This window comes from Tardiphaga sp. 866_E4_N1_4, assembly GCF_052076075.1.
Lineage (GTDB): Bacteria > Pseudomonadota > Alphaproteobacteria > Rhizobiales > Xanthobacteraceae > Tardiphaga > Tardiphaga robiniae.
Genome location: NZ_CP197242.1, coordinates 2,091,160 through 2,112,218 on the forward strand (window position 1 = coordinate 2,091,160; position 21,059 = coordinate 2,112,218).

The window sequence follows — 21,059 nt, forward strand, 5'->3', positions numbered from 1 at the left end:
GTGTCAGCGGCCACAGCTTTGCCACAAGCTGCCCCACCGAACCCGACGCGGTTACCGGCGATCCGAACCGCCTTTGCATCTCCGTCACACAAGATGATTCCAACAACTAGCCGAAGTTAGTTAACGCCGAGCTTCTTCTGCAGGCTGGAGGAGGACGTCGTGTATTGAAACACTAGGCGCTTGTCCGGATAGACGTAGTGATATGCCTTCTGTGCCATCAGCGCGCCCTCGTGGAAGCCGGACAGGATGAGTTTCAGCTTGCCGGGATATGTATTGATATCTCCGATGGCGAAGATGCCGGGGACATTGGTTTCGAACGACGCCGTCTCCACCGGGATCAGGTTGTTCTCCAGCGTGACGCCCCAGTTGGCGACCGGACCGAGCTTCATGGTCAGGCCGAAGAACGGCAGGATCGTATTGCAGTCGATCCGGACACTTTCGTTGTCATTGCCCTTGATGACAGCCCCAGTGAGATGGCCTCCCTCGCCTTCGAGCGCGGTGACCTGACCGATCTGCAGGTCCATCTGACCGGCTGCCACGAGCTTGCGCATCTGCTCGACACTGTGAGGCGCAGCACGAAAATCATCGCGCCGATGCAACAGCGTGACGCGCCGCGCGACCGGATGCAGGTTAAGCGTCCAGTCCAGCGCACTATCGCCGCCGCCGACGATTAGCAGATCCTTGTCGCGGAATTGCTCCATCTTGCGCACCGCGTAGAACACCGACGTGCCTTCATAGGCCTCGATGCCCGGCACCGGCGGACGCTTCGGTTGGAACGAGCCGCCGCCGGCGGAGATCACCACCACTTTGGTTTCGAACACCTGGCCGGCATCCGTCGTGACACGAAACAAGGGATCGCCGATTTTCTCGATGGTCTCGATCATTTCATTCAGATGAAAGGTCGGATGGAACGGCTTGATCTGCTCCAGCAGTGCTTCGGTCAGCCCCTGACCGGTGACCAGCGGAATCGCAGGAATGTCGTAGATCGGTTTTTCTGGATAGAGCTCGGCACATTGGCCACCGATCTTGTCCAAGATATCGACGAGGTGGACCTTCATATCGAGCAGACCAAGTTCAAAAACGGCGAACAGTCCGCAGGGGCCGGCGCCGATGATCAGCACGTCCGTCTTGATCGTTTCGCCCATAGTGTTTTTTCTCGGTTGAACCAGCCCTGCGAGATCGCAGAGCCCGGCGCCATCCGGCAATTGCGTCCAGCCTAGCGGCGCCACACGGGGAAAGCCACAGCGGCTCGGCCTGAAATCAGCATGTGCCCCGCCCTTGCCTGGGCTGTGCAACTGCGCTGTAACAGGCGCAAACCTGCCAAGCATTGCTGGAGATCAATTTCGTGAACGCCCCTGCCCGCGCCCCGGCGCCCGTCCTCGACGACTATCCCTATCGCCTGTCGGACAATGTGCGCTTTGCGGATCTCGATCCGAACAACCACGTCAACAACGCGGTGTATTCGAGCTATTTCGAAACCAGCCGCGTGTTGCTGATGCGGGACCCGGCATGCGGGCTGATCGCGCCGGGGCAAAGCTGGGTGCTAGCGCGGCTCGATATTCACTTTCGCGCCGAATTGCACTGGCCCGGCAAGATCGAACTCGGGCTCGGCGTTACCAAGATCGGCCGGACCTCGGTGACCTATTCGCAGGTGGTGTTTTCGGAAGGCAAGTGCATGGCCTCGGCGATTGCAACGACCGTGATGGTCGGCCTCACCAGCCGTCAACCAACGCCGATCCCGCCCGACGTCGTCGACCGGTTTCAGCCATGGATGCTGCGCGGCTTGAACGCGCAGTAAATAACAGGGCTTGAAAAGCTCAGAACAAGTCTTGGGAAGCTCAGGCCTGGCGTTCCGGCGTGATCACAACAAGACCATCGAGCGCATCGGTGATCTTGATCTGGCACGACAGCCGGGAGTTCGGCTTGATGTCGTAACCGAAGTCCAGCATGTCCTCTTCCATCGGCGTCGGCGCACCGACGCGCTCCTGCCAGGCTTCGTCGACATAGACGTGGCAGGTGGCACAGGCGCAGGCGCCGCCACATTCGGCTTCGATACCCGGGATGGCATTGCGAATGGCCGCCTCCATCACCGTGGAGCCGATCTCGGCGTCAATGCTGCGGGTCTCACCGGAGTGATCGACAAAGTTTATCTTGGCCATGATGCTCGCGCTGCCGAAAGGAAGATACCGGCTGTCCTATAACGGGTCGATCCGGATCGCGCCAGCGCTCCGCAGCAAAACCGTCATCTAGAAAAGCAGGACCAAGCATGACCCCTTTTGGGGGATTAAAAACGGTCCCTTTGGGATCAAAGCTGATCCCTTGGGGATCAGGACCGTTTCAGAAGGACGTCGATCTCCGCCCGCGCCTCGAGAACGGCGTCGGTGAGCGTCATCAGGGCCTCCGCGGTATCGCTGCTGTCGCGCAGCGTCGTTTCCAGCCATTCGGCGGCTTCCGTGATGCGGAACGCGCCGACCGCCTGCGCGGAGCCCTTCAGCTTGTGCGTGAGTTCAGCCGCATCCGCCGGCATTTTGACGATCTTCTCGATCAACTCGCTCGACTGGGCCGCGAACATCGCCAGAACTTCACGTTCCAGGCTGCTATCGCCCATAGTCATACGTTGAAGGTGGGGGAAATCGATCGGTCCGTCATCGGGAACCAGCGGCGGTGACGGCATCCATTGAATCCGTTCGAGGTGAAGCGGCATTGATGATGGCCCAAGTTCCCGCCAACCGAACGATCCGGCTGCGATTTTTTGCAGCCAAACACGGAATTGGTTAACGGAACGTTCTAGGTACAATCCGCCGGGTTGACGCAGTTTTGACGCAAACTCGCCACGATTGAGGGGCCATTCCGTTTATTTGAGGCGCTACAAGAAGTTACCGGGGGAAGCCGTTAACTATCATTAAGAATGTCTTAACCAGAACCATTTCATTCGCACGACCAAGCCAATAGGATGTTTGCGGAAGTAGCGGACAAGCCGAGCGACCGGCAGTCCGAAATTCGTCCCGCGGGGTGCACATGGCCAGTCGCCATGCTGCAGGCGGGAACGAATCGTGGGGACTTCTGTCAGTTGCGTAATCAGGGGGCGTGGAACGAGCATGGCAAACAACACCAAAAAGGCCAAGGATCCGACCGAAGTCGCGCTCTCTGCCATCCAGGAAGCACTCAACATCAGCGACCCCGCGCATGTCGATCGCGATCAACCCGCGATCCGTGCCGACAACGCTCCCACCAATCCATCTTCCCCCGTCGACCTCGACGACAACGCCTTCGACGCACGCATCGCCAATGATCGCCCGAGCTTCGAGCCGCAGGACGATCAGCGCTTTGCGCGCCGTCCCGCGAACGATGACCGCGAAACCATCGGCCAGATCCTGCAGGCGCTGCAGAAGAACCGCCCCGCCCGCAACGTCTATACACTCGCCACCCTGTTCGCCGGCTTGTGGATCGTCGGCGCAGGCCTGTTGACCGTTGCGTTCCTGCCGTCGCTGCAGGCCCTGATCGGTCAGGGCTCCGGCGGCACGCTGGCGCTGGCCGGTCTCGCCGCGCTGCTGTTCGCCCCGATCCTGCTGTTTTACTTCCTCGCCAGCCTCGCCTGGCGCGGCCAGGAAATGCGCCTGATCGCCCAGTCGATGGCACAGGTTGCGATCCGCTTCTCCGAGCCCGAAAGCACTGCCAGCGACTCGATGGTCACGGTCGGCCAGGCGATCCGCCGCGAAGTCGCCGCGATGGGCGACGGCGTCGAGCGCGCGATTGCGCGTGCCGGCGAACTCGAAACCCTCGTCGCCAACGAAGTTTCCGCGCTCGAGCGCGCTTACTCTGACAACGAAGTCCGCATCCGCGCGCTTCTGCAGGACATCGCGCATCAGCGCGACAACCTGGTCGGTCAGGCCGAGCAGGTTCGCTCCGCCATTTCGGGCGTGCAGATCGATCTTCGCCACGACATCGCGCTGATTTCGGACGCCATCGCATCGCGCGTCGACGAAGTCGCCAAGAGCATCACCGGCGCCCTCGAAGAGCGCGGCGAACACATCACCCGCGCGCTCGGCAATGCCGGCGACAACATGATCCTCGCACTCGGCGAGCGCGGCGGCGACCTGCTCGACCGCCTCGAAGAGGCCAGCGCCGAGACGACCCGTGCGGTGCTCGACGCCAGCGAGCGTCTGACGACGAGCCTCAACTTCAAGACCGGCCACGTGCACGACGAATTCGTCGATCTCGCCGACCGCGTCCACGAAATGCTCAACGAGCGTATCGACCGCATCACCAGCGAATTCGAACAGCGCTCCTCGACCATCGTCGATCGCGTGTCGGATCGCACCGAGCAGGTCCACGACTCGCTTAAGAATTCCAGCGATAGCTTGCTGCTCGAACTCGAGCTGCGCAGCGGCGACCTCGTCAGCAAGATCGACGATGCCGGCAACCGCCTCGCCAACCAGATCCTCACGTCAGGTGACAAGGCAGGCGAGTCCCTCGACGCCACCGTCAACGCACTGGTCGCCAAGGTCGCGAGCCAGACCGAAACCGCGCACGACACCCTCAGCCTGCAGATGAACGCCTTCGACGAACTGGTGAAGGAACAGGGCTCTGAGCTGGCCGAGCGCTTCTCGCGCGACAGCGGCACGCTGGGCGCACTGATCACCAAGCACATCTCGGAATTCGACCGCACCGTGAAGACCTTCGGCGGCGAAGTCGTCGATCGCCTGGGTCAGCGCACGCAGGACATCTCGGAAACGCTGAAGACCTATGTCGATAATTTCGACACCCGCGTCGCGTCCAATGTCGGCGGCATCACGTCGTCGCTCGACACCCGCCTCGCAGAATTCGAGACCAAATTCGAAGGCCGCGTTGTCAATCTCGATGCGTCGCTCGACAGCAGGATCAAATCGTTCGACGAGACCGTCGATGGACGTCTCAAGAGCCTTGAAGAAACGTTTGACGCTCGGGCGCAGTCGGTCACCGCGACCATCGATACGCGTCTTGAAAACCTCGCATCGACGCTCTCGGAAGGTGCCAACCAGGCCGTCCAGTCGGTCGATTCGCGCCTGACGCATCTGACCACCGCCCTGACCGAAGGCGCGAACCTCGCAGTCAGCTCGGTCGACGACCGCCTGACCCACCTGACCACCGCGCTCACGGAAGGCGCCGTGCAGGCGATCCACTCGATCGACGACCGCCTTTCCTACTTCACGAGCTCGCTCACCGAAGGCACGACGCAGGCGATCACGGCCATCGACAGCCGCATCAACAACGTCACCGATGCCATCGACAGCCGCAGCACACAGTTCGCGGATACCATCACTGCGCGCTTCCAGACGATCCACGAAGGCATGGAAGGTCGTATCGGCATCGTCGCCGGCGGGATCGAAACCCGCGTCGAACAGTTCGAGGAACTGCTCGGCTCGCGCATTGAGGCTGTTGCCGGCCGTATCGAAACCTCCGGCCGCACGGCCAGCGACTCGCTCATGGCCCGCGCCGAAGAACTCTCGATCGGCATCAAGACCAATGTCGAGGACGCCGAACGTTCGCTCACGCATCTCATGGTCAATACGAGCGAGACCATTCAGGCCGGCGCCCGCGCCGCGCAGGAATCCCTCGTGTCGGTCTCGACCGATGTCGGCGCGCAGCTCAAGCTGACGGCGTCCGATATCGAGAACTCGCTGACCGCTGTCGGCACCACTGCCGCCACGGCCATCGTCAACAGTGCCCGCGATGCGCAAGCCACGCTGGTCAATGCGTCTTCCGAAGCCTCGCTACAGGTGAAGTCACTGTCGGCCGATGTCGAGCGCACCCTCACCGCGGCCGGCTCCGCCACCGCAGCCTCGATGCTGTCGGGTGCCCGCGACGCCCAGTCGACCCTGGTCGCCACCTCTTCGGAAGTTGCCAGCCAGATCCAGTCGCTCTCGGCCGATATCGAACGCACACTCACTGCCGCAGGCACGGCGACGGCCGACTCGGTCCTGTCCGGCGCCCGCGCCGCGCAGAGCACGCTGGTCGCCGCATCGACAGACGCCTCGCAGCAGGTCCGCACCCTTGCGGCCGACGTGGAGCGCACACTGATCGCCGCCGGCACCGCCAGCGCGGATTCGATCCTGGCCAGCACGCGCAACGTCCAGTCCTCGCTGATCGACGCCTCGACCGAAGCGTCGAACCATGTCCGCAACCTCGCAGCCGATATGGAGCGCAGCCTCACGACGGCCGGCACCGCAACTGCCGAGTCGATCGTCGCCGGCGCCCGCGAAGCCCAGAGCACGCTGGTCACGGCGTCTTCCGAGGCATCAAGCCACGTGAAGTCGCTCTCCATCGACGTGCAGCGCACACTCACCGCGGTCGGCGCCGATACGGCGGCTGCGATTCTCTCGAGCGCTCGCGAAGTGCAGACCTCGCTGGCAACCTCCTCGGCGGATGCCGCGAACCAGATCAAGGTGATCTCCGCCGACATCGAGCGTTCGCTCTCGAACGTCACTGCCAACACCACCGACAACATCCAGACCAGTGCGCAGAATGCGCACAACTCGCTGGTCGCCGCCTCGAACGAGATCACCACCAAGATCAAGACCACCTCGTCGGAGATCGAGCGGTCGGTGTTCGCCGCTTCGGGCAGCTTCGGCACCACGATGACCGGCAAGACCGACGAAATCGTCACCTATGTGCAGCAGCAGACTGACCGTCTGTCGCAGATGGTCGACGCCAAGCGCGGTTCGCTGGTCGATGCGCTGGGCACCAAGGCCAATCAGCTCACGGTCGACATCGACCGCGTCACCGCCGACGCGCTCAAGGCGATCGAAAGCCGCGGCCAAACCTTCTCGCAGACCATGGTCACCAACAGCACGGACGTGGCTCGCGCCATCACCACGGCTGGTGAACTCGCCACCGGTGCGGTCAACAAGTCGCTGAAGGATCTCGAGCAGAGCTCGCGCACCGCCATCGAGCAGTCGCGTCAGGTCTCGATCACTGCGGTCACGGAGATGCAGGAAACCAGCAAGATCCTGCGCACCGATACCGTGGCGCTGTTCGAACGCCTGCGTGAAGGCAACATCCTGCTGCAGGAAGTCCTCACCGGCGCCCACGACAACCTCAACTCGCTGGAGCGCGCTCTGGTCACCCGCGTGGCGGACTTCGTGTCCACCATGAACGACGTGACGTCGCGCAACGGCCTGGCTACCCAGACGCTGGAAGAACAGCTCACCGTGTTCACCTCCAAGACCTCCAAGGCCCTGGAAGATCTCGGCTCGCTCTCGGGCCAGTTCGAAACCCATGGCCATGCCCTCGTGGATGCCGCGGCTCTGGTCGAACAGAGCAACCGCACCACGATGTCGTCGGTCGGCGAACGCAAGGCGGCGCTGGAATCGCTGGTCACCACCATCGATCTGCGCACCACCGATCTCGATCAGCGCCTCACCCGCTTCACCGGCCTGCTCGACGAATCGCTGGCAGCCGCCGAAGAGCGTGCCCGAGACATCGCCCGCGTCGTCGCGGAGACCGCAGGTCAGGGCTCGGCAGCGATCAGCCGGCAGTTCGAAGCCGTCCGCACCGCCGCGGAAGAAGAACGCCGCGCGACAACGCAAGCCATGAGCGAAATCTACCAGCAGGGCACGCACGAAGCCGATGCCATGTTCAAGCAGTCGGCCGACAAGTTCTCGTCGATGGTCGCCAGCATGAAGCAGATGGCTGCCGAAATGCACAACGAGCTCGAGAGCACCCGCACCGAACTGCGCCGTGGCGTTCTCGACATGCCGCAGGAAGCCGCCGAGAGTACTGCGCAGATGCGCAAGGTGATCGTCGACCAGATCGAGGCGCTCGCCGAGCTGAACCGCATCGTGGCCCGCCACGGCCGCGGCCTCGACGTGGTCTCGACCAGCCGCACCACCAGCGTGCAGCGTGACGAGGAGCCGGCGATGGCGATCGCCAGCAGCCGTAGTGAAGCGCGCCACGAGGCTCCGCGTCCGGCCCCGCGCCGCGAGGAGCCGCCGGCCCGTAGCGCAACGAACTTGCCGATGCCCGATATCGGTGGTCCTGCGCCGCGTCGCACCGAAGCGCCGTCGGTTGCTCCGGCCAACTCCGACCAGGGCCGTGACGGCTGGCTGTCGGATCTGCTCGGCCGCGCCGATCACGTCGAGGAAGATCGCACGCCGCCGCGCCGCGCACCGGCTCCGCAGCAGCCTGCAGCCTCGGCCAATCCGCTGGAGTCGCTGTCGCTCGACATCGGCCGCTTGATGGATCGGACGCTCGCCGCTGAAATGTGGGATCGCTATCAGCGCGGCGAGAGCAAGGCCTTCAGCAAGCGGCTCTATACGCCCGCCGGCCAGAAGGCTTTCGATGAAGTCGCCCGCAAGTATCGGTCGGATCGCAACTTCAAGGGTACGGTGGATCGCTACATCACCGAGTTCGAACGCCTGCTTGACGAAGTCGCCCGCGATGAACGCGGCCCGGCAGCGCTGCGCAGCCATCTGACCTCGGAAACGGGTCTGGTCTACACCCTGCTCGCGCATGCAGCAGGTCGGCTGGGCTAAGCAAGATTAAATACGAACGCGAAAAGCGGAGGCAGCGATGCCTCCGCTTTTTTGTTGGGCCTGCTGTTGTGCCGGAGCGCTAGACGCGGGGCCGGGCCGGTGCCGTCATCACGCGGGATCCTTGTCGTGAATGTTGACGCCGAATGGCAAGGACACCCAGGCATGCCGCCGGCAATGATAGACGGAGATCTCCGGAGGCGGAAAATCCGGATCGGCAAAGCAGCCGACCGCCACGGCCACGGAACGCGCTTCATATCCTTCTTCGGTGTGGAAGAGATTGGTGCCGCAGACGGGACAGAACCGGAATCGGAAGCGCGCCCCCTGATCCCCTGTGCGGACATACTCGGTCGCGATGCCGCTCACATTGTAACTTGGCCCGAACCCCGCGAGCGCTGCGAAGACGCTGCCGGTCCGGCGCTGGCAGGCGAAACAGTGGCATATACCGACGCCCCTCGGCTCGCCTTCGAGCACGATGGACAGCTGACCGCACGAACAGGACGCAGTTCTCGACATGACGGACCTCCTCGATGCAGCGGTCTGCTGGATCACGGGCCGCGACAGTAACCTTATGCGAACCCGATGCGTTGGGTGAAGCTGCGCGTCTCGCCCACCGCGATGTGCATCACGCCCGGCTTGTCGGCGAACTCGCCGTCAAAATCCACCGGGCTGGCATAGCCGTACCACGGTTCGATGCAGAGGAATGCAGCGCCGGATGGTTTCGACCAGATGCCAAGTTCGCGAAAGCCTTCCCAGGCGAAGGTGATCGTCGGTCCGCCAGGCGCGCTATAACTCAGCGACCTGCTGGCGAGATGATCGAAGATCATCGCATCCTTAACGAACAGCGATTCCGACAACGCCAGTGCGCCGCCCTGTACCGGCGACGGTTCCGGCTCCCTCAGCAACAGTCCACCCTCGAGCCGTCTGATCGGCGCCGGTTCAGCATCGGAGAAGATGATCGTATGCGCGCGCTTGTCGGCGCCATCCGTCAGCGGCCAGTGAAATGCCGGATGCGCACCGATCGAGGCCGGCAGCATCTCGTCGCCAGTATTGGTGACGGCATAACCGATCACCAGTTCATCGCCCTCGATCACATAGGTGACGTCAAGCCGGAACGCGAACGGATATTTCGCCCGGCTGGCGTCATTGTCTGCCAGCGACAGCGCGCAGGACGCAGGTCCCTGCCCGGTCCAGCTGAAGCGCTGGTCGCGCGCAAAACCGTGTTGGGTCATTGCATAGACCTGGCCACGATGGCGCAGCACATCGTCCTTTAGCTTGCCGACGATCGGAAACAGCAGCGGCGCGTGGCGAGGCCATTCCTCACCGGCCTGCCAGAGCACTTCATGCCCATGCGCATCCTTCAATGAGCAGAGTTCGGCACCAGCGGCCTTGATCGTCGCCGTGACGCGGCCATTGCTGATGGTGAAGCTATCTTGGGTCTCCATCAGCGCTCTCCATGTATATCGGGACTGGTGTCTATTGAGCCTGCTGGCGACGACGCGGCGGAGCGACAGATGCCGGAGGCGCCGCCGGTGCAGGCGCAGCCGCGGGTGTGCCGCTGCTGGCGCCAAACAACAGGCGCGTCGGGTTGCGGTCAAGATTGTTCACAGCGCGGCTGATATCGGCGAGGGTACGGCGACCGTCGAGGATCAGAGCGCCCGAGCGCTTGTCGAGGTTCTCGGTCAGCTCATGGAACGACTTCACGGCCGCCGTGAGTTCGCCGCCATCTTTGCCGCCCGCGAGCGCATCAAGACCGAGCAGGATATTGTCGGTCCGCGCGACGACGCTATCGGCTTTGCCCATGACACCATCGGCCTTGCCCATCACGCTGTCGATCTTCAGCATGATGCCGTCGATCACTTCGGAATTTTTCGCCAGCGTCGCCGTGAAGGTTTCGACATTCTTCATGGCGCCCTTGAGAGTATCCTGATTGTCGGCGACCAGACGATTGACGTTGTTCAGCGTTGCCCGGATCGATTCAGAGATATCCCGCAGCAGCTCCGGATCGGCCGTCAGCACCGGCACGCCGTCGGTGTCCAGCGGGACCGCGGGCGCAGCTTCATCGCCGCCCTTCAGCGCGATCGCAGCTACACCGGTGAGCCCCTGAAATTCCAGGCCGACCTGCGTGTCCTTGCGAATGGGCGCGATATTCTCGACCATCGCCAGCGCAACGACGCGCTTGGGATTGTCGAGCTTCACCGAGACGACTTCACCGACCCGGATACCATTGAAGTTGACGTTGCCGCCGTTGCGCAACCCGGACGCCGCGCCTTCGAAGATGATGCGCAGCGGCGTGCGCTGCGTGGTCGAATGCAGATTCTGGAACCACAACACGAAGCCGAACGCTGCGGCGATCACCGCCAGCGTGAAAATTCCGATCAGGACGAAGTTCGCCCGCGTTTCCATCAAACCAACTCCAGTACAACTAGCCGATAACAGCGCGTGCGCGCTTGCCGTGGAAATATTCCCGAAGCCAGGGATGCTGCGAGGCCAGCATGTCGGCCATCGTTCCCTGCGCGATGATCTTGCCATTACCGAGAACGGCGATCCGGTCGCAGGCTGTATGCAGGCTGTCGAGATCATGAGTTACCATGAAAACGGTCAGCCCCAAAGTTCGCTGCAGCGTGCGCACCAATTCGTCGAAATCGCCGGCGCCGATCGGATCGAGACCCGATGTTGGCTCGTCCAGGAACACGATCTCCGGATCGAGCGCGAGCGCCCGCGCCAGCGCCACGCGCTTGATCATGCCGCCCGAGAGTTCCGACGGATAGCGATCGGCGACCTCCGGCTTGAGACCGACCATGGTAAGCTTGGCCATGGTGATCTCGTCGAGCAGACGTTCCGAGACCTTGAGATATTCGCGCACCGGAAACTGGATGTTCTGTCGCACGTTGAGCGACGAGAACAGCGCCCCGTGTTGAAACAGGATACCCCAACGCCGCTCGACTTCGCGGCGTTCCTTGTCGCCGCTGTCGAGATCGGTGCCGAACACTTCGATCGTGCCGGAGACCTTTGGCACGAGGCCAATGATCGTGCGCATCAGCACGGACTTGCCGGCGCCGGACGCGCCGACGAAACCGAGGATTTCGCCGCGCGCCACGTTCAGGTTGAGGCCGTCGAGCACACGGCGGCTGCCGAATGCCACGGTAAGATCGCGCACGCTGATGATCGCATCGGCAGAGGTGGAGGCGGCAGCCGTCGGCGTCTCAGTAATGGGCGTCGCAGTCGTCGAGGTCATGGCCGTCAGATCCCGATCGTTGCGAAGAAGATCGCGAATACGCCATCCATCACGATCACGAAGAAGATCCCCTTCACCACTGACGAGGTGGTGTGCTGCCCCAGCGACTCCGCGCTGCCCTGCACGGCCAGGCCTTCGACACAGGCCACGATGCCGATCACCATGGCCATCACAGGCGCTTTCACCATGCCGACGATGAAGTGGTTGATCGAAATCGCCTCGCGCAGCCGCGAGAGGAACGACGACGGATCGACGCCGCCATAGAGCCAGGCGACCAGACCACCGCCATAGAGCGCAGCCATCGCGCCGAGAAATGCGAGAATAGGCAGCGCCAGTACCAGCGCCACCATCCGCGGCAAGATCAGAACTTCGATGGCATCGAAACCCATCGTGCGAAGCGCATCGATCTCCTCGCGCATCTTCATGGAACCAAGCTCGGCGGTATAGGCGCTGCCGGAGCGCCCGGCGACCATGATCGCCACCAAGAGCACGCCGAGCTCACGCAGCACCAGCACGCCGAGCATGTCGACCACGAAGACGTCGGCGCCAAAGCGGCGGAAATGGAACAGGCCCTGCTGGGCAACGATACAGCCGATCAGGAACGTAATCAGGACCACGATCGGTACTGCGTTCCAGCACACCTGCTCCAGGTGATGCACCACCGAGGTGAGCCGGAATTTCGACGGATGCCGCCAGACGCGGAACCAGGCCGCGATCACGGCACCGATCATATCGACCAGCGCGACGAGGGTTTCCCCGATGCCATAGATATTGCGGCCGATGCCATCGAGCACGGCAGTCAGGGCGCTACCGCTTGCCGGTAACGGGACCGCAGGCTTCACGCGGCGGACCTCGTCGACCAGGGTCGCGTAATTCGCCGAAAGGCCCGCGATTTGCGCCTCGTGGCCGCCATTGGTCAGCGCCCGACGCAACCGCTCGATCAGCCAGGCGCCGAATGTGTCCAGCTTGGAGACCTGCGACACGTCGATGAAGATGTTGGGGCGGCTACCGGTCAGCTTTTCGGCCTCGCCGACGAGTTTTTCGAGCGCGGGGGCAAAACGCGCCGTCCACGACCCAGCCGCGCACAGCGCCAAGCCGTCGCCTTTCGCGATCTGTTCCAAGGTCGGGCCGCTCAAAACAGGCTCCCGCGGGCGTTCAGTCTGTGCATGAACAAAGTATTAACACGCCCAAATACGTTTCTGAGAAGCCAAGTGAAGCCAACACGTTGCTATGGTTAATATAGCCTTAATCCGCCCTGTCAGACACCGGCATTGCGTCGCAAACAAGTTCACGGCGATCACGTAAACTTATAGACACGTCATTACCCGCCGTTGCCGGCACAGCCCGAAAGACGCCGCATTGTCCGCATCCGACGCTGCCCCCGCCCTAATGACCGCCCGGATCGAGCAATGGCCGATCGCTGGCGCCTTCACCATCAGCCGCGGCGCCAAGACCGAGGCCGTCGTCGTGGTCGCCGAGATCAGCCGCGGCGGCGTAACTGGCCGCGGCGAATGCGTGCCCTATGCGCGCTATGGCGAGACCCCGGAGGCTACGCTGGCCGCCATTCTGGCGATGCAGGACCGATTTGCCGCAGGCCTCGGCCGTGACGCCTTGCAATCGGCCATGCCCGCCGGTGCCGCCCGCAACGCGGTGGATTGCGCCCTGCTCGACCTCGAAGCCAAGAGCCAGGGCCAGCGCGTCTGGGACATGCTGCAGCGGCCGGCACCGCGCGCCTGCACCACCGCCTATACGATCTCGCTTGGTACACCCGAGGCGATGGCCTCCGCCACCGCAAAGGCCGCCTACCGGCCGCTGCTGAAGATCAAGCTCGGCAGTGACGACGACATCAGCCGCATCAAGGCCGTGCGCCAGGCCGCACCGGAATCCGAGTTGATCGTCGATGCCAATGAGGCGTGGACGCCGGACAACCTGAAAGCCAATCTCGATGCCTGCCATAACGCCGGCGTCACGCTAATTGAGCAGCCGCTGCCGGCAGGCAAGGATGATGCGCTGATGCATGTGCATCGGCCGATCATGGTCTGCGCCGACGAGAGCGTGCATGGCCTCGCTTCGCTCGAGGCGCTGCGCGGGCGCTATGATGCGATCAATATTAAGCTCGACAAGGCCGGTGGCCTGACCGAAGCGCTGGCGATGGCCGATGCCGCGCGCGCCATGAATCTCGACATCATGGTCGGCTGCATGGTGGCGACGTCGCTGGCGATGGCGCCCGCGATGCTGATTGCGCAATATGCACGCTTCGTCGATCTTGATGGCCCGCTATTGCTCGCCGGAGATCGCGACGGCGGTCTGCGCTATGACGAAAGCACGGTCTATCCGCCCGACGCGGCGCTCTGGGGCTGATCGCCCGCAACGTCCGGCGGCTGCCCGGCGCGATGCCGGCCGAACCATATGACGGTCGCGCCGGCAAGGCCAAGCACGGCCATCACGTAATAAACGCCCTCGCCGTAACGCGCATAGATCGCGCCTGACAGAACCGCCATGCTGCTCATCACCAGGCCGGTGCAGGCGGTGACATAGCCCTGTGCCCGCGCCATGACGTGCGGCGGCACGTGATGCAGCAGCAGGCCCATTGTTCCGAGTTGCGTCAGACCGTAGGTCGCGCCGTGCAGCAATTGCACAACCACGAGAATCGGGAGGGGAAGCGTTTGCGCGGTCAGCGTCCAGCGCAGCAATGCGCCAAGGCCACCGAGGATGACCATGGTTGCAGGTGACAAAGTCAGGCGTGGCGACACTGCGAACAGGATGATTTCGGCGAGCACACCGAGGGTCCATAGACCAGCGATGGTGAGGCCGTCGAGGCCGGACGCCTGCCAGGTGATCGACGCGAAGGTGTAGTAGCCGGCATGGCTGCCCTGGATCAGTGCGGCTGAGACCGCTATGGCGAGGAAGCCGGGATCGCGCAGCAACGCGCTTGCCTTCGACAGCACCGTGCCGTCGCCTGTCGGCGCGCCCAGTGGCTGCAGACCAAGGCTGACGACAGCCGACAGTACCATCGCTGCAACAATCACCCAGATCAGATGCTCGCCGTCGAGCCAATTGACGACCAGACCGCAGGCGAGCGCGCCAACCACGAAAGCCGCCGAGCCCCACAGCCGTAGCGGACCGTAACTGAAGCCGAAGCGCACCACGCCTTTCAGCGCATAGCCATCGGTCAACGCCGTGAGCGGCGTCCAGACCACGGCCGTCAGCGCGAACACCAGGAGCACGGCGAGCGGTTCGCGTAGCGTGCCCACCGTCGCAAAGCCGATCATGGTGAGAAAGGCACAGACAATCATCGTCTGGCGTAGGGCATGACGGCGCTCGGCAAACGCCGTGATGAAGGGCAGCGTGGTGAAGCGCGTCATCGACGGCACAGCAAGGATGGTGCCGATCCAGGTCGGATCGATGCCGATCGCCTTCAGCCAGACGGGGAAGAACGGCAGATAGAAACCGCTGGAGCCGAACACGGTGCCGTAGAACATCGCCAGCCGCTGCGCGAATTTGCGGCGGATTTGCGGGGCGCTATGGGGGGCGGATTCGGCTATCATGAGGTGAACTGCGATTCGCCACGGGATCGTGGAGATGGTTACATACCGCGCATCCCTGTGCGCGCCACGAGTTATCATGATGGCCGAAGAAGCATTTGCCCTGTCGCCGATCTCCGCCCGCCCCACCCTGCCGGGCGAGGCAGACTATGACGCGATCCGCGAAGCCTTCATGGAGACCGCGCGCGGCCGCTGGTTTCTCGCCGAATATGCCAAGCGCAACCGCACGGCCGATACCAGCCTGGTGCTCGAAGCCGTCACGCGGCTGGAAGCCAATCTCGCCGCCCAGAAGCAGGCGCCGGCGCTCAGCCTGATCGCCGCGCTCGGCGCGATCCGTTCTGCCGTCCGTCAGGCCAAGGCGAGCGCCATCGAAGCGATGCCGCGCGTCGACACCGACGAGGTTTTGACCGGTGCCCGCAACGGCACCCGTATCATTCGCGAGATCGCCTGGACGCTGCGCGAATGCGGTGCCGACACGCGCATCTGCGATCTCCTGGACACGCAGGTGAAGGCCATCGAGGCCGGCCAGCAGGCGCTCAACGGCAATGGCCGCGAAGACGTGTTGGCAAGCTACGACTTGCTGATGCAGCGGATCGAGCAGATGGTCGATGGCAGCGCGGCAACGACTGCGCAGGCCGAACCGACTCCGGCTGCCGAAAAGGTCGAGCCCGTTGTCGCAGAGGCGCGCGAAGCATCCGTGACGCCGCTGTTCAAGTCGCAGGCGAGCGAAGTGCTGGCTGAAACGGTCACAATCTCAAGCGTCGAACCGCCGCGCGCCGCTGTACAGCCGGCCCTCGCAGAGACGGTCGTCGCTGAGACCGCCGCGCCTGTCGCAGAAGCCACCGCGGAGCTTGCCGCGACGATGGCTGAGGCCTCCTTGGCTATCGCCGCAGACGATGTCCCGCAGGCGTCTGAAACGGCGGGCATTGCTGAGGACGAACATGACCTCGCCGTGCTCGATATGGTCGCCGCAGAGATGGGCGCGCTCGATCTGAGCGAGCCGGACGTTATTGAGCCTCAGCTTGCCGAGCCTCAATACGTTGAGCCTGAGGTGATGCAGGTTGAAGCTGTCGCTGTTCAGCCAGCCGAACCCGAAGCCCTCAATCCCGATCTGATGACGCTGGCGCAGATCGCCGAGGTTGCACTGGCACCCGAGCCGCCGCAGCCGGACCTGGTGCCTCAGGTGGAAGCGGCTGCGCCATCACTCGGCGCAGCGCTGATTGCTGGCGGCGTGATCGCGGATCCGAACGCGCCGGCATCGGACCCGCTGGCGCCGATCCGCAAGATGACGCAGGCCGAGAAGATCGCGTTCTTCTCGTAAGCGCTTCAGCTCAGGCGTTGATGATCCTGGCGTAGAGATCCGCATCTACATTGCCGCCGGACAAAACGATCACCACCGTCTTGCCGCGCGCATCGAAGCGCCCCTGCATCAGGGCGGCCAGCGCCACGGCACCGCCGGGCTCGACCACCAGCTTCAAATCGCGAAACGCAAAGGCCATTGCCTTGCCAACTTCCTCCTCGGTGGCGGTGACGGCACCCGACAGCAGGTGCTGATTGACGGCGAAGGTGATTTCGCCGGGCGTCAGGGCCATCAGCGCATCGCAGATCGTGCGGCCCGCATTGCTATGGGCCACACGTTTGCCGGCGCGCAATGAGAGGCCGTGATCGTCAAAGCCCGCGGGCTCTGCGACGATGATCGAGGTCTCGGGGAATCGCGCCTTCACCGCTGTGGCAATGCCGCCGATCAAGCCGCCGCCGGAGGCCTGCGCAGACACGATGTCCGGCACGATGCCCAAGGCGGCCATGTCTTCGGCGATCTCGCGGCCGACAGTGCCCTGCCCGGCCATCACGAACGGATCGTCATAGGGCGGCACGACCGTGGCGCCGCTCTTGCCGGCGATGTCGCGGGCGATGGCTTCGCGGTCTTCCTTGTCGCGATCATAGAGCACGACTTCGGCGCCATAGCCCCTGGTGCGCTCGACTTTCGAGACCGGCGCATCGGACGGCATCACGATGGTCGCCTTCATGCCGAGGATCTGCGCTGCAGCGGCTACGCCCTGTGCATGATTGCCGGAGGAGAATGCGACGACGCCCCTGCCGCGCTCACCCTCGGGGATCGAGGAAATCTTGTTGAAGGCGCCGCGAAACTTGAACGAGCCGGTTCGCTGCAGCACTTCGGGCTTCAAGAACACTTTCGCGCCGGTCAGCGCATCGAGCGCAGGCGACCGGAGCAACGGCGTTCGCGCTGCATAAGGGGCGATGACGCGCGCGGCGGCATCAATATCGGCGGATGTGATCGGCAATGGAGTGTTTGTCATGCGCGCATTTTATCGCGCGGCACAACCAGCGGGCAAGCTATACCAATCGCAGATCAGGCAGCAAAACGCGGATGCTTCGTTGCGGACGGTGCACGGGCGGCGATTTCGGCCCGCACATGGCTGATATTGTTGACGAAAGCGCGTGCCGACGCTTCCCAAGTGTGACCGGCAGCAAACTTGAGACAATCCTGCGGCGAAATCTCGAGCGCCTTGAGACAGGCTTGCCGCAAGTCATCCGACAACACACCGACCGGCGACGCGCCGATCACGTCCTTCGGACCCGTTACCGGGAAGGCAGCCACCGGCACGCCGCTCGCCAACGCCTCGAGCAGCACGAGACCATAGGTGTCGGTCTTGCTCGGAAACACGAAGACATCGGCTGAGGCATAGGCAACGGCCAGAGCCTCGCCCTGCAGCCCGCCCATGAACAGTGCATCCGGGTATTTCGCTTCGAGCGCAGCACGCGCCGGGCCGTCGCCGATCACGACCTTGGTGCCGGGCAGATCGAGATCGAGGAAGGCTTCGAGATTTTTCTCGACGGCGACGCGGCCGACCGAGAGGAAAATGGGCTTCGGCTTGCCGAGATCGACCTGGCGCGGATGAAACAGATTGGCGTCGACGCCGCGCGGCCACAGCACGACATTGCGGAAGCCGCGGTCACGTAACTCGGTCGCTAGCGCCGGCGTAGCCGCCATCACGGCAGAGCTGGCGCCATGGAAGCGGCGCAGGCCGGCCCAGACCCAGGATTCCGGAATCGGAAAACGCGCCGAGATATATTCGGGAAAGCGCGTGTGGAAACTGGTGGTGAAGGGAATGCTCCGGCGGCGGCAATAGGCACGCACCGAAAATCCGATCGGGCCTTCGGTCGCGATGTGGATGTTGTCGGGCTTCGCCTCGTCGATCAGTTGCGCAATCTTGCGGCGGCTCGGGATCGCAACGCGCAAATCAGCGTAGCTCGGCAGCCCGACCGTACGAAACGATTCCGGCGTGAGAAAACTCACACCGACACCCAAGCCCTTGGCCGCCTCCGCCATCATTGTCAGCGTGCGTACGACACCGTTGACTTGGGGATGCCAGGCATCGGTAGCGACAAGAATGCGCATCAGGCCGCCATCCTTCACGCCGCCTTGGCCGGTGCGAGCGCCTGCACCGGCATGCCGCGGCGGACCGGATCGGTCCAGGTAATGATCTCGAAGCGGCCATCCTCGTGTTCGACCAGCGCCGTACAGCTTTCGACCCAGTCGCCGCAATTCATGTAGCGGATGCCGTGCTCGTCGCGGATTGTCGCGTAGTGGATGTGGCCGCAGATCACGCCATCAGCGCCGTGACGCCGTGCCTCGCCGGCCAGCGTCTCTTCGAATGCGCCGATATAGTTGACGGCGTTCTTCACCTTCATCTTGGCCCATTTCGACAGCGACCAGTAGGGGAAGCCGAACAATTTGCGCAGCGCATTGACCAGACGATTCATCTGGATCGCGAAGTCATAAGCCTTGTCGCCGAGATGGGCGAGCCAGCGCGCGTTCTGCACCACGAGGTCGAAAATGTCGCCATGGATGACAAGATACTTCTTGCCGTCCGCGCCTTCATGCGTCGCAGTCTCGACGACCTCGATACCGCCGAAATGCGTGCCGTAATAGCTGCGCAAAAACTCGTCGTGATTGCCGGGAATGTAAACGACCTTGGCGCCCTTGCGCACCTTGCGCAGCATCTTCTGGACGAAGTCGTTATGGGACTGCGGCCAGTGCCAGCCGGATTTCAGCGCCCAACCATCGACGATGTCGCCGACGAGATAGATGGTATCGGCATCATGGGTACGGAGGAAGTCCAGCAGCCGGTCAGCCTGCGATCCGCGGGCGCCAAGGTGGACGTCGGAGATAAACAAGGTGCGAAAGCGCTTTTCGTTGCCTTCACTCATCACGTCTCTTTCCATGTCGAGCAGCTAACTGATTTGCATGACACGGCGATGACGATTTACGCCGCCAGCGCCGCCGCGGTTCGCTCAAAAGTAACCAATGTGTAGATGCCGAACGGCGCCACCTTGCGGCGTTCGACGAGGATCGATTCAGCATTCGCCTGCGACCACGCCTGCAGCCGCGCGAACGGGAATTCCGGGCGTAGACCAAGGGAACGGGTCTTCACCGCGGCCCAGCGCTCGACGGCGGCTGCCAGACCAGTCTCCGAATACAGATGATTGACGAGAATGATGCGGCCGCCCGGCTTCACCACGCGGTGGCACTCGGACAATACCTGCTCGGGATTCTCGACCAGCGTAATCACGAACTGTGCGACGACACAGTCGAAGGTCGCGTCAGAAAATGTCATGGCATGGGCGTCCATCTCCCTGATGTCCTTGACCCATGGATAGCGGCCGGTTGCCATCTTGGCGCGCGCCTTGGCCAGCATGGGCGCGCTGAGATCGATACCGGTGATCTCGGTTGTCGCATCATAGTCATCGAATGACAGGCCAGTGCCGACACCAACTTCAAGCACCTTGCCGCCAACAGCGCGCGCCGCTTCCGCAGCCGCACGGCGCCCCTTCAGCATCACCGGACCGCACACCGCATCATAGATCGGAGCCCACCGCGCATAGGCCGTTTCAACAATGGACTTTTCGAGATCCAGCGTCGTCATCGAAGGTTCCGCCCAGCGTGTCCGAAAGAATCGGACAACCCATTTGCTGTTCGGCTGATATCAAGCCGGGATGACAGATCGACGACAGAGTGTCGCATGAGAAGTACCGCTGGATACGCCAAGAGCCCCGGGGACTACCGTAATTGATATGTACCCACAGAGCGGCTGCCGCACGTGGATCGCGAATCCGGTGCTGACGCGCGGAATTTGCAAGACGAAGCCCTTCCTGAACGCGTTCGACACGCTTGGCCGCCTCTTCGCGGCGCCTTAAGCGAAAATAACGCTGCTCTGACGCCTGACTGACGTCGGCGACTACGTCAACAGGCTTCAATGGCTGTCACGCAGCGATATGCCGGGATATCCCGGTCGCAAAAATCGGAGCACCACCATGCGCGCCTACGCACAGTTTGTATCATGCGACGATCATATGCGTCTCGGTGCGATCTTCAGCCTGCCTGCCACGTGGCGGCAGCGAGCCCGTTTCAGGGCAGAGTTGCGCGCGGATATCAGAGACAGGCCCGATTTTCTCCACGATATCGGCATCGGCCTGTACGAAGCGCACGCCGAAGCGTCACGGTTTTTCTGGGAACCCTGGCTATTGAAGCGTCGCCAGCCCAAGATCGCAATCCGATTGCTGCGGTAGACAGCGGACTCGACCGAGAGCGCAAGTATCGATGTCTCCGAGATCCACCAGAAGATCAAGAATCTTCGGGTGGAGCATTTCCATGACACGCATTTGTCCCTTTCGACGGCGGCTGATCGGACGATCGCACAAACAGACATTGCATTTCACTCGGAAACGCGCTGGATCATAGAT

General features: G+C 63.0%; 18 protein-coding genes. 5 read left to right on the forward strand and 13 right to left on the reverse strand.

From position 1 onward, the window contains the following. Nucleotides 1-116 precede the first annotated feature (116 nt). On the reverse strand, nt 117-1,145 hold the full coding sequence (locus AB8B20_RS10410; protein WP_089265205.1) for an NAD(P)/FAD-dependent oxidoreductase: 1,029 nt from the start codon (nt 1,143-1,145) through the stop codon (nt 117-119). A gap of 200 nt (nt 1,146-1,345) precedes the next feature. Here AB8B20_RS10410 and AB8B20_RS10415 point away from each other — a divergent pair, with 200 nt between their 5' ends. After that, the gene (locus AB8B20_RS10415; RefSeq protein ID WP_092147107.1) at nt 1,346-1,798 is read left to right on the forward strand and encodes an acyl-CoA thioesterase; all 453 of its coding nucleotides are present in this window, start codon (nt 1,346-1,348) and stop codon (nt 1,796-1,798) included. A gap of 40 nt (nt 1,799-1,838) precedes the next feature. Here the strand turns inward: AB8B20_RS10415 and AB8B20_RS10420 are convergent, their stop codons facing one another. After that, nucleotides 1,839-2,159 carry a 2Fe-2S iron-sulfur cluster-binding protein gene (locus AB8B20_RS10420; protein WP_089265206.1) on the reverse strand — a complete coding sequence of 107 codons (321 nt, stop codon included), beginning with the start codon at nt 2,157-2,159 and terminating at the stop codon, nt 1,839-1,841. Between the two features lie 167 nt (nt 2,160-2,326). Beyond that, nucleotides 2,327-2,674: an Hpt domain-containing protein gene (locus AB8B20_RS10425; protein WP_414716862.1), complete on the reverse strand. Its 348-nt coding sequence runs from the start codon at nt 2,672-2,674 to the stop codon at nt 2,327-2,329. A 424-nt stretch (nt 2,675-3,098) separates the two neighbouring features. Between AB8B20_RS10425 and AB8B20_RS10430 the strand changes: the two genes are divergently transcribed. Continuing rightward, entirely contained in the window at nt 3,099-8,513 is a 5,415-nt protein-coding gene (locus AB8B20_RS10430; RefSeq protein WP_439072494.1) for a hypothetical protein, read from the forward strand. A gap of 108 nt (nt 8,514-8,621) precedes the next feature. Here the strand turns inward: AB8B20_RS10430 and AB8B20_RS10435 are convergent, their stop codons facing one another. Genes AB8B20_RS10435 through AB8B20_RS10455 form a run of 5 tightly spaced genes read right to left on the reverse strand, consistent with a single transcriptional unit; the run spans nt 8,622 to nt 12,884 of the window. Beyond that, entirely contained in the window at nt 8,622-9,026 is a 405-nt protein-coding gene (locus tag AB8B20_RS10435) for a GFA family protein (protein ID WP_093756638.1), read from the reverse strand. 53 nt (nt 9,027-9,079) lie between these two features. Beyond that, the gene (locus AB8B20_RS10440) at nt 9,080-9,955 is read right to left on the reverse strand and encodes an aldose 1-epimerase family protein (RefSeq protein WP_439072496.1); all 876 of its coding nucleotides are present in this window, start codon (nt 9,953-9,955) and stop codon (nt 9,080-9,082) included. Nucleotides 9,956-9,986: 31 nt separating this feature from the next. Then, nucleotides 9,987-10,916, reverse strand: a complete 930-nt coding sequence (locus tag AB8B20_RS10445) for an MlaD family protein (RefSeq protein WP_089265211.1) — start codon at nt 10,914-10,916, stop codon at nt 9,987-9,989. Between the two features lie 19 nt (nt 10,917-10,935). Next, nucleotides 10,936-11,748, reverse strand: a complete 813-nt coding sequence (locus AB8B20_RS10450; protein WP_089265212.1) for an ABC transporter ATP-binding protein — start codon at nt 11,746-11,748, stop codon at nt 10,936-10,938. A 5-nt stretch (nt 11,749-11,753) separates the two neighbouring features. Then, the gene (locus AB8B20_RS10455) at nt 11,754-12,884 is read right to left on the reverse strand and encodes an ABC transporter permease (RefSeq protein WP_089265213.1); all 1,131 of its coding nucleotides are present in this window, start codon (nt 12,882-12,884) and stop codon (nt 11,754-11,756) included. Between the two features lie 253 nt (nt 12,885-13,137). Here AB8B20_RS10455 and dgcA point away from each other — a divergent pair, with 253 nt between their 5' ends. Further along, a complete protein-coding gene (gene dgcA / locus AB8B20_RS10460) occupies nt 13,138-14,109 on the forward strand; it encodes an N-acetyl-D-Glu racemase DgcA (protein WP_439073060.1) in 972 nt (323 codons plus the stop codon). On the opposite strand, the gene AB8B20_RS10465 is transcribed toward dgcA, so the two are convergent. Further along, the gene (locus tag AB8B20_RS10465; protein WP_439072498.1) at nt 14,079-15,296 is read right to left on the reverse strand and encodes an MFS transporter; all 1,218 of its coding nucleotides are present in this window, start codon (nt 15,294-15,296) and stop codon (nt 14,079-14,081) included. The genes dgcA and AB8B20_RS10465 overlap by 31 nt on opposite strands. Nucleotides 15,297-15,372: 76 nt before the next feature. Here AB8B20_RS10465 and AB8B20_RS10470 point away from each other — a divergent pair, with 76 nt between their 5' ends. Next, a complete protein-coding gene (locus tag AB8B20_RS10470) occupies nt 15,373-16,614 on the forward strand; it encodes a hypothetical protein (protein WP_439072499.1) in 1,242 nt (413 codons plus the stop codon). Between the two features lie 10 nt (nt 16,615-16,624). On the opposite strand, the gene AB8B20_RS10475 is transcribed toward AB8B20_RS10470, so the two are convergent. Genes AB8B20_RS10475 through AB8B20_RS10490 form a run of 4 tightly spaced genes read right to left on the reverse strand, consistent with a single transcriptional unit; the run spans nt 16,625 to nt 20,242 of the window. Continuing rightward, nucleotides 16,625-17,611: a threonine ammonia-lyase gene (locus tag AB8B20_RS10475; RefSeq protein ID WP_439072500.1), complete on the reverse strand. Its 987-nt coding sequence runs from the start codon at nt 17,609-17,611 to the stop codon at nt 16,625-16,627. A 53-nt stretch (nt 17,612-17,664) separates the two neighbouring features. Then, the gene (locus tag AB8B20_RS10480) at nt 17,665-18,714 is read right to left on the reverse strand and encodes a glycosyltransferase family 4 protein (protein ID WP_439072501.1); all 1,050 of its coding nucleotides are present in this window, start codon (nt 18,712-18,714) and stop codon (nt 17,665-17,667) included. Between the two features lie 14 nt (nt 18,715-18,728). Next, a complete protein-coding gene (locus AB8B20_RS10485) occupies nt 18,729-19,526 on the reverse strand; it encodes a UDP-2,3-diacylglucosamine diphosphatase (protein ID WP_374725715.1) in 798 nt (265 codons plus the stop codon). Between the two features lie 56 nt (nt 19,527-19,582). Further along, nucleotides 19,583-20,242: a class I SAM-dependent methyltransferase gene (locus tag AB8B20_RS10490; protein ID WP_093756645.1), complete on the reverse strand. Its 660-nt coding sequence runs from the start codon at nt 20,240-20,242 to the stop codon at nt 19,583-19,585. 388 nt (nt 20,243-20,630) lie between these two features. Between AB8B20_RS10490 and AB8B20_RS10495 the strand changes: the two genes are divergently transcribed. Further along, complete coding sequence (locus AB8B20_RS10495; RefSeq protein WP_439072503.1) at nt 20,631-20,885, forward strand: hypothetical protein; 255 nt, start codon at nt 20,631-20,633, stop codon at nt 20,883-20,885. The last annotated feature ends 174 nt before the right edge of the window (nt 20,886-21,059 follow it).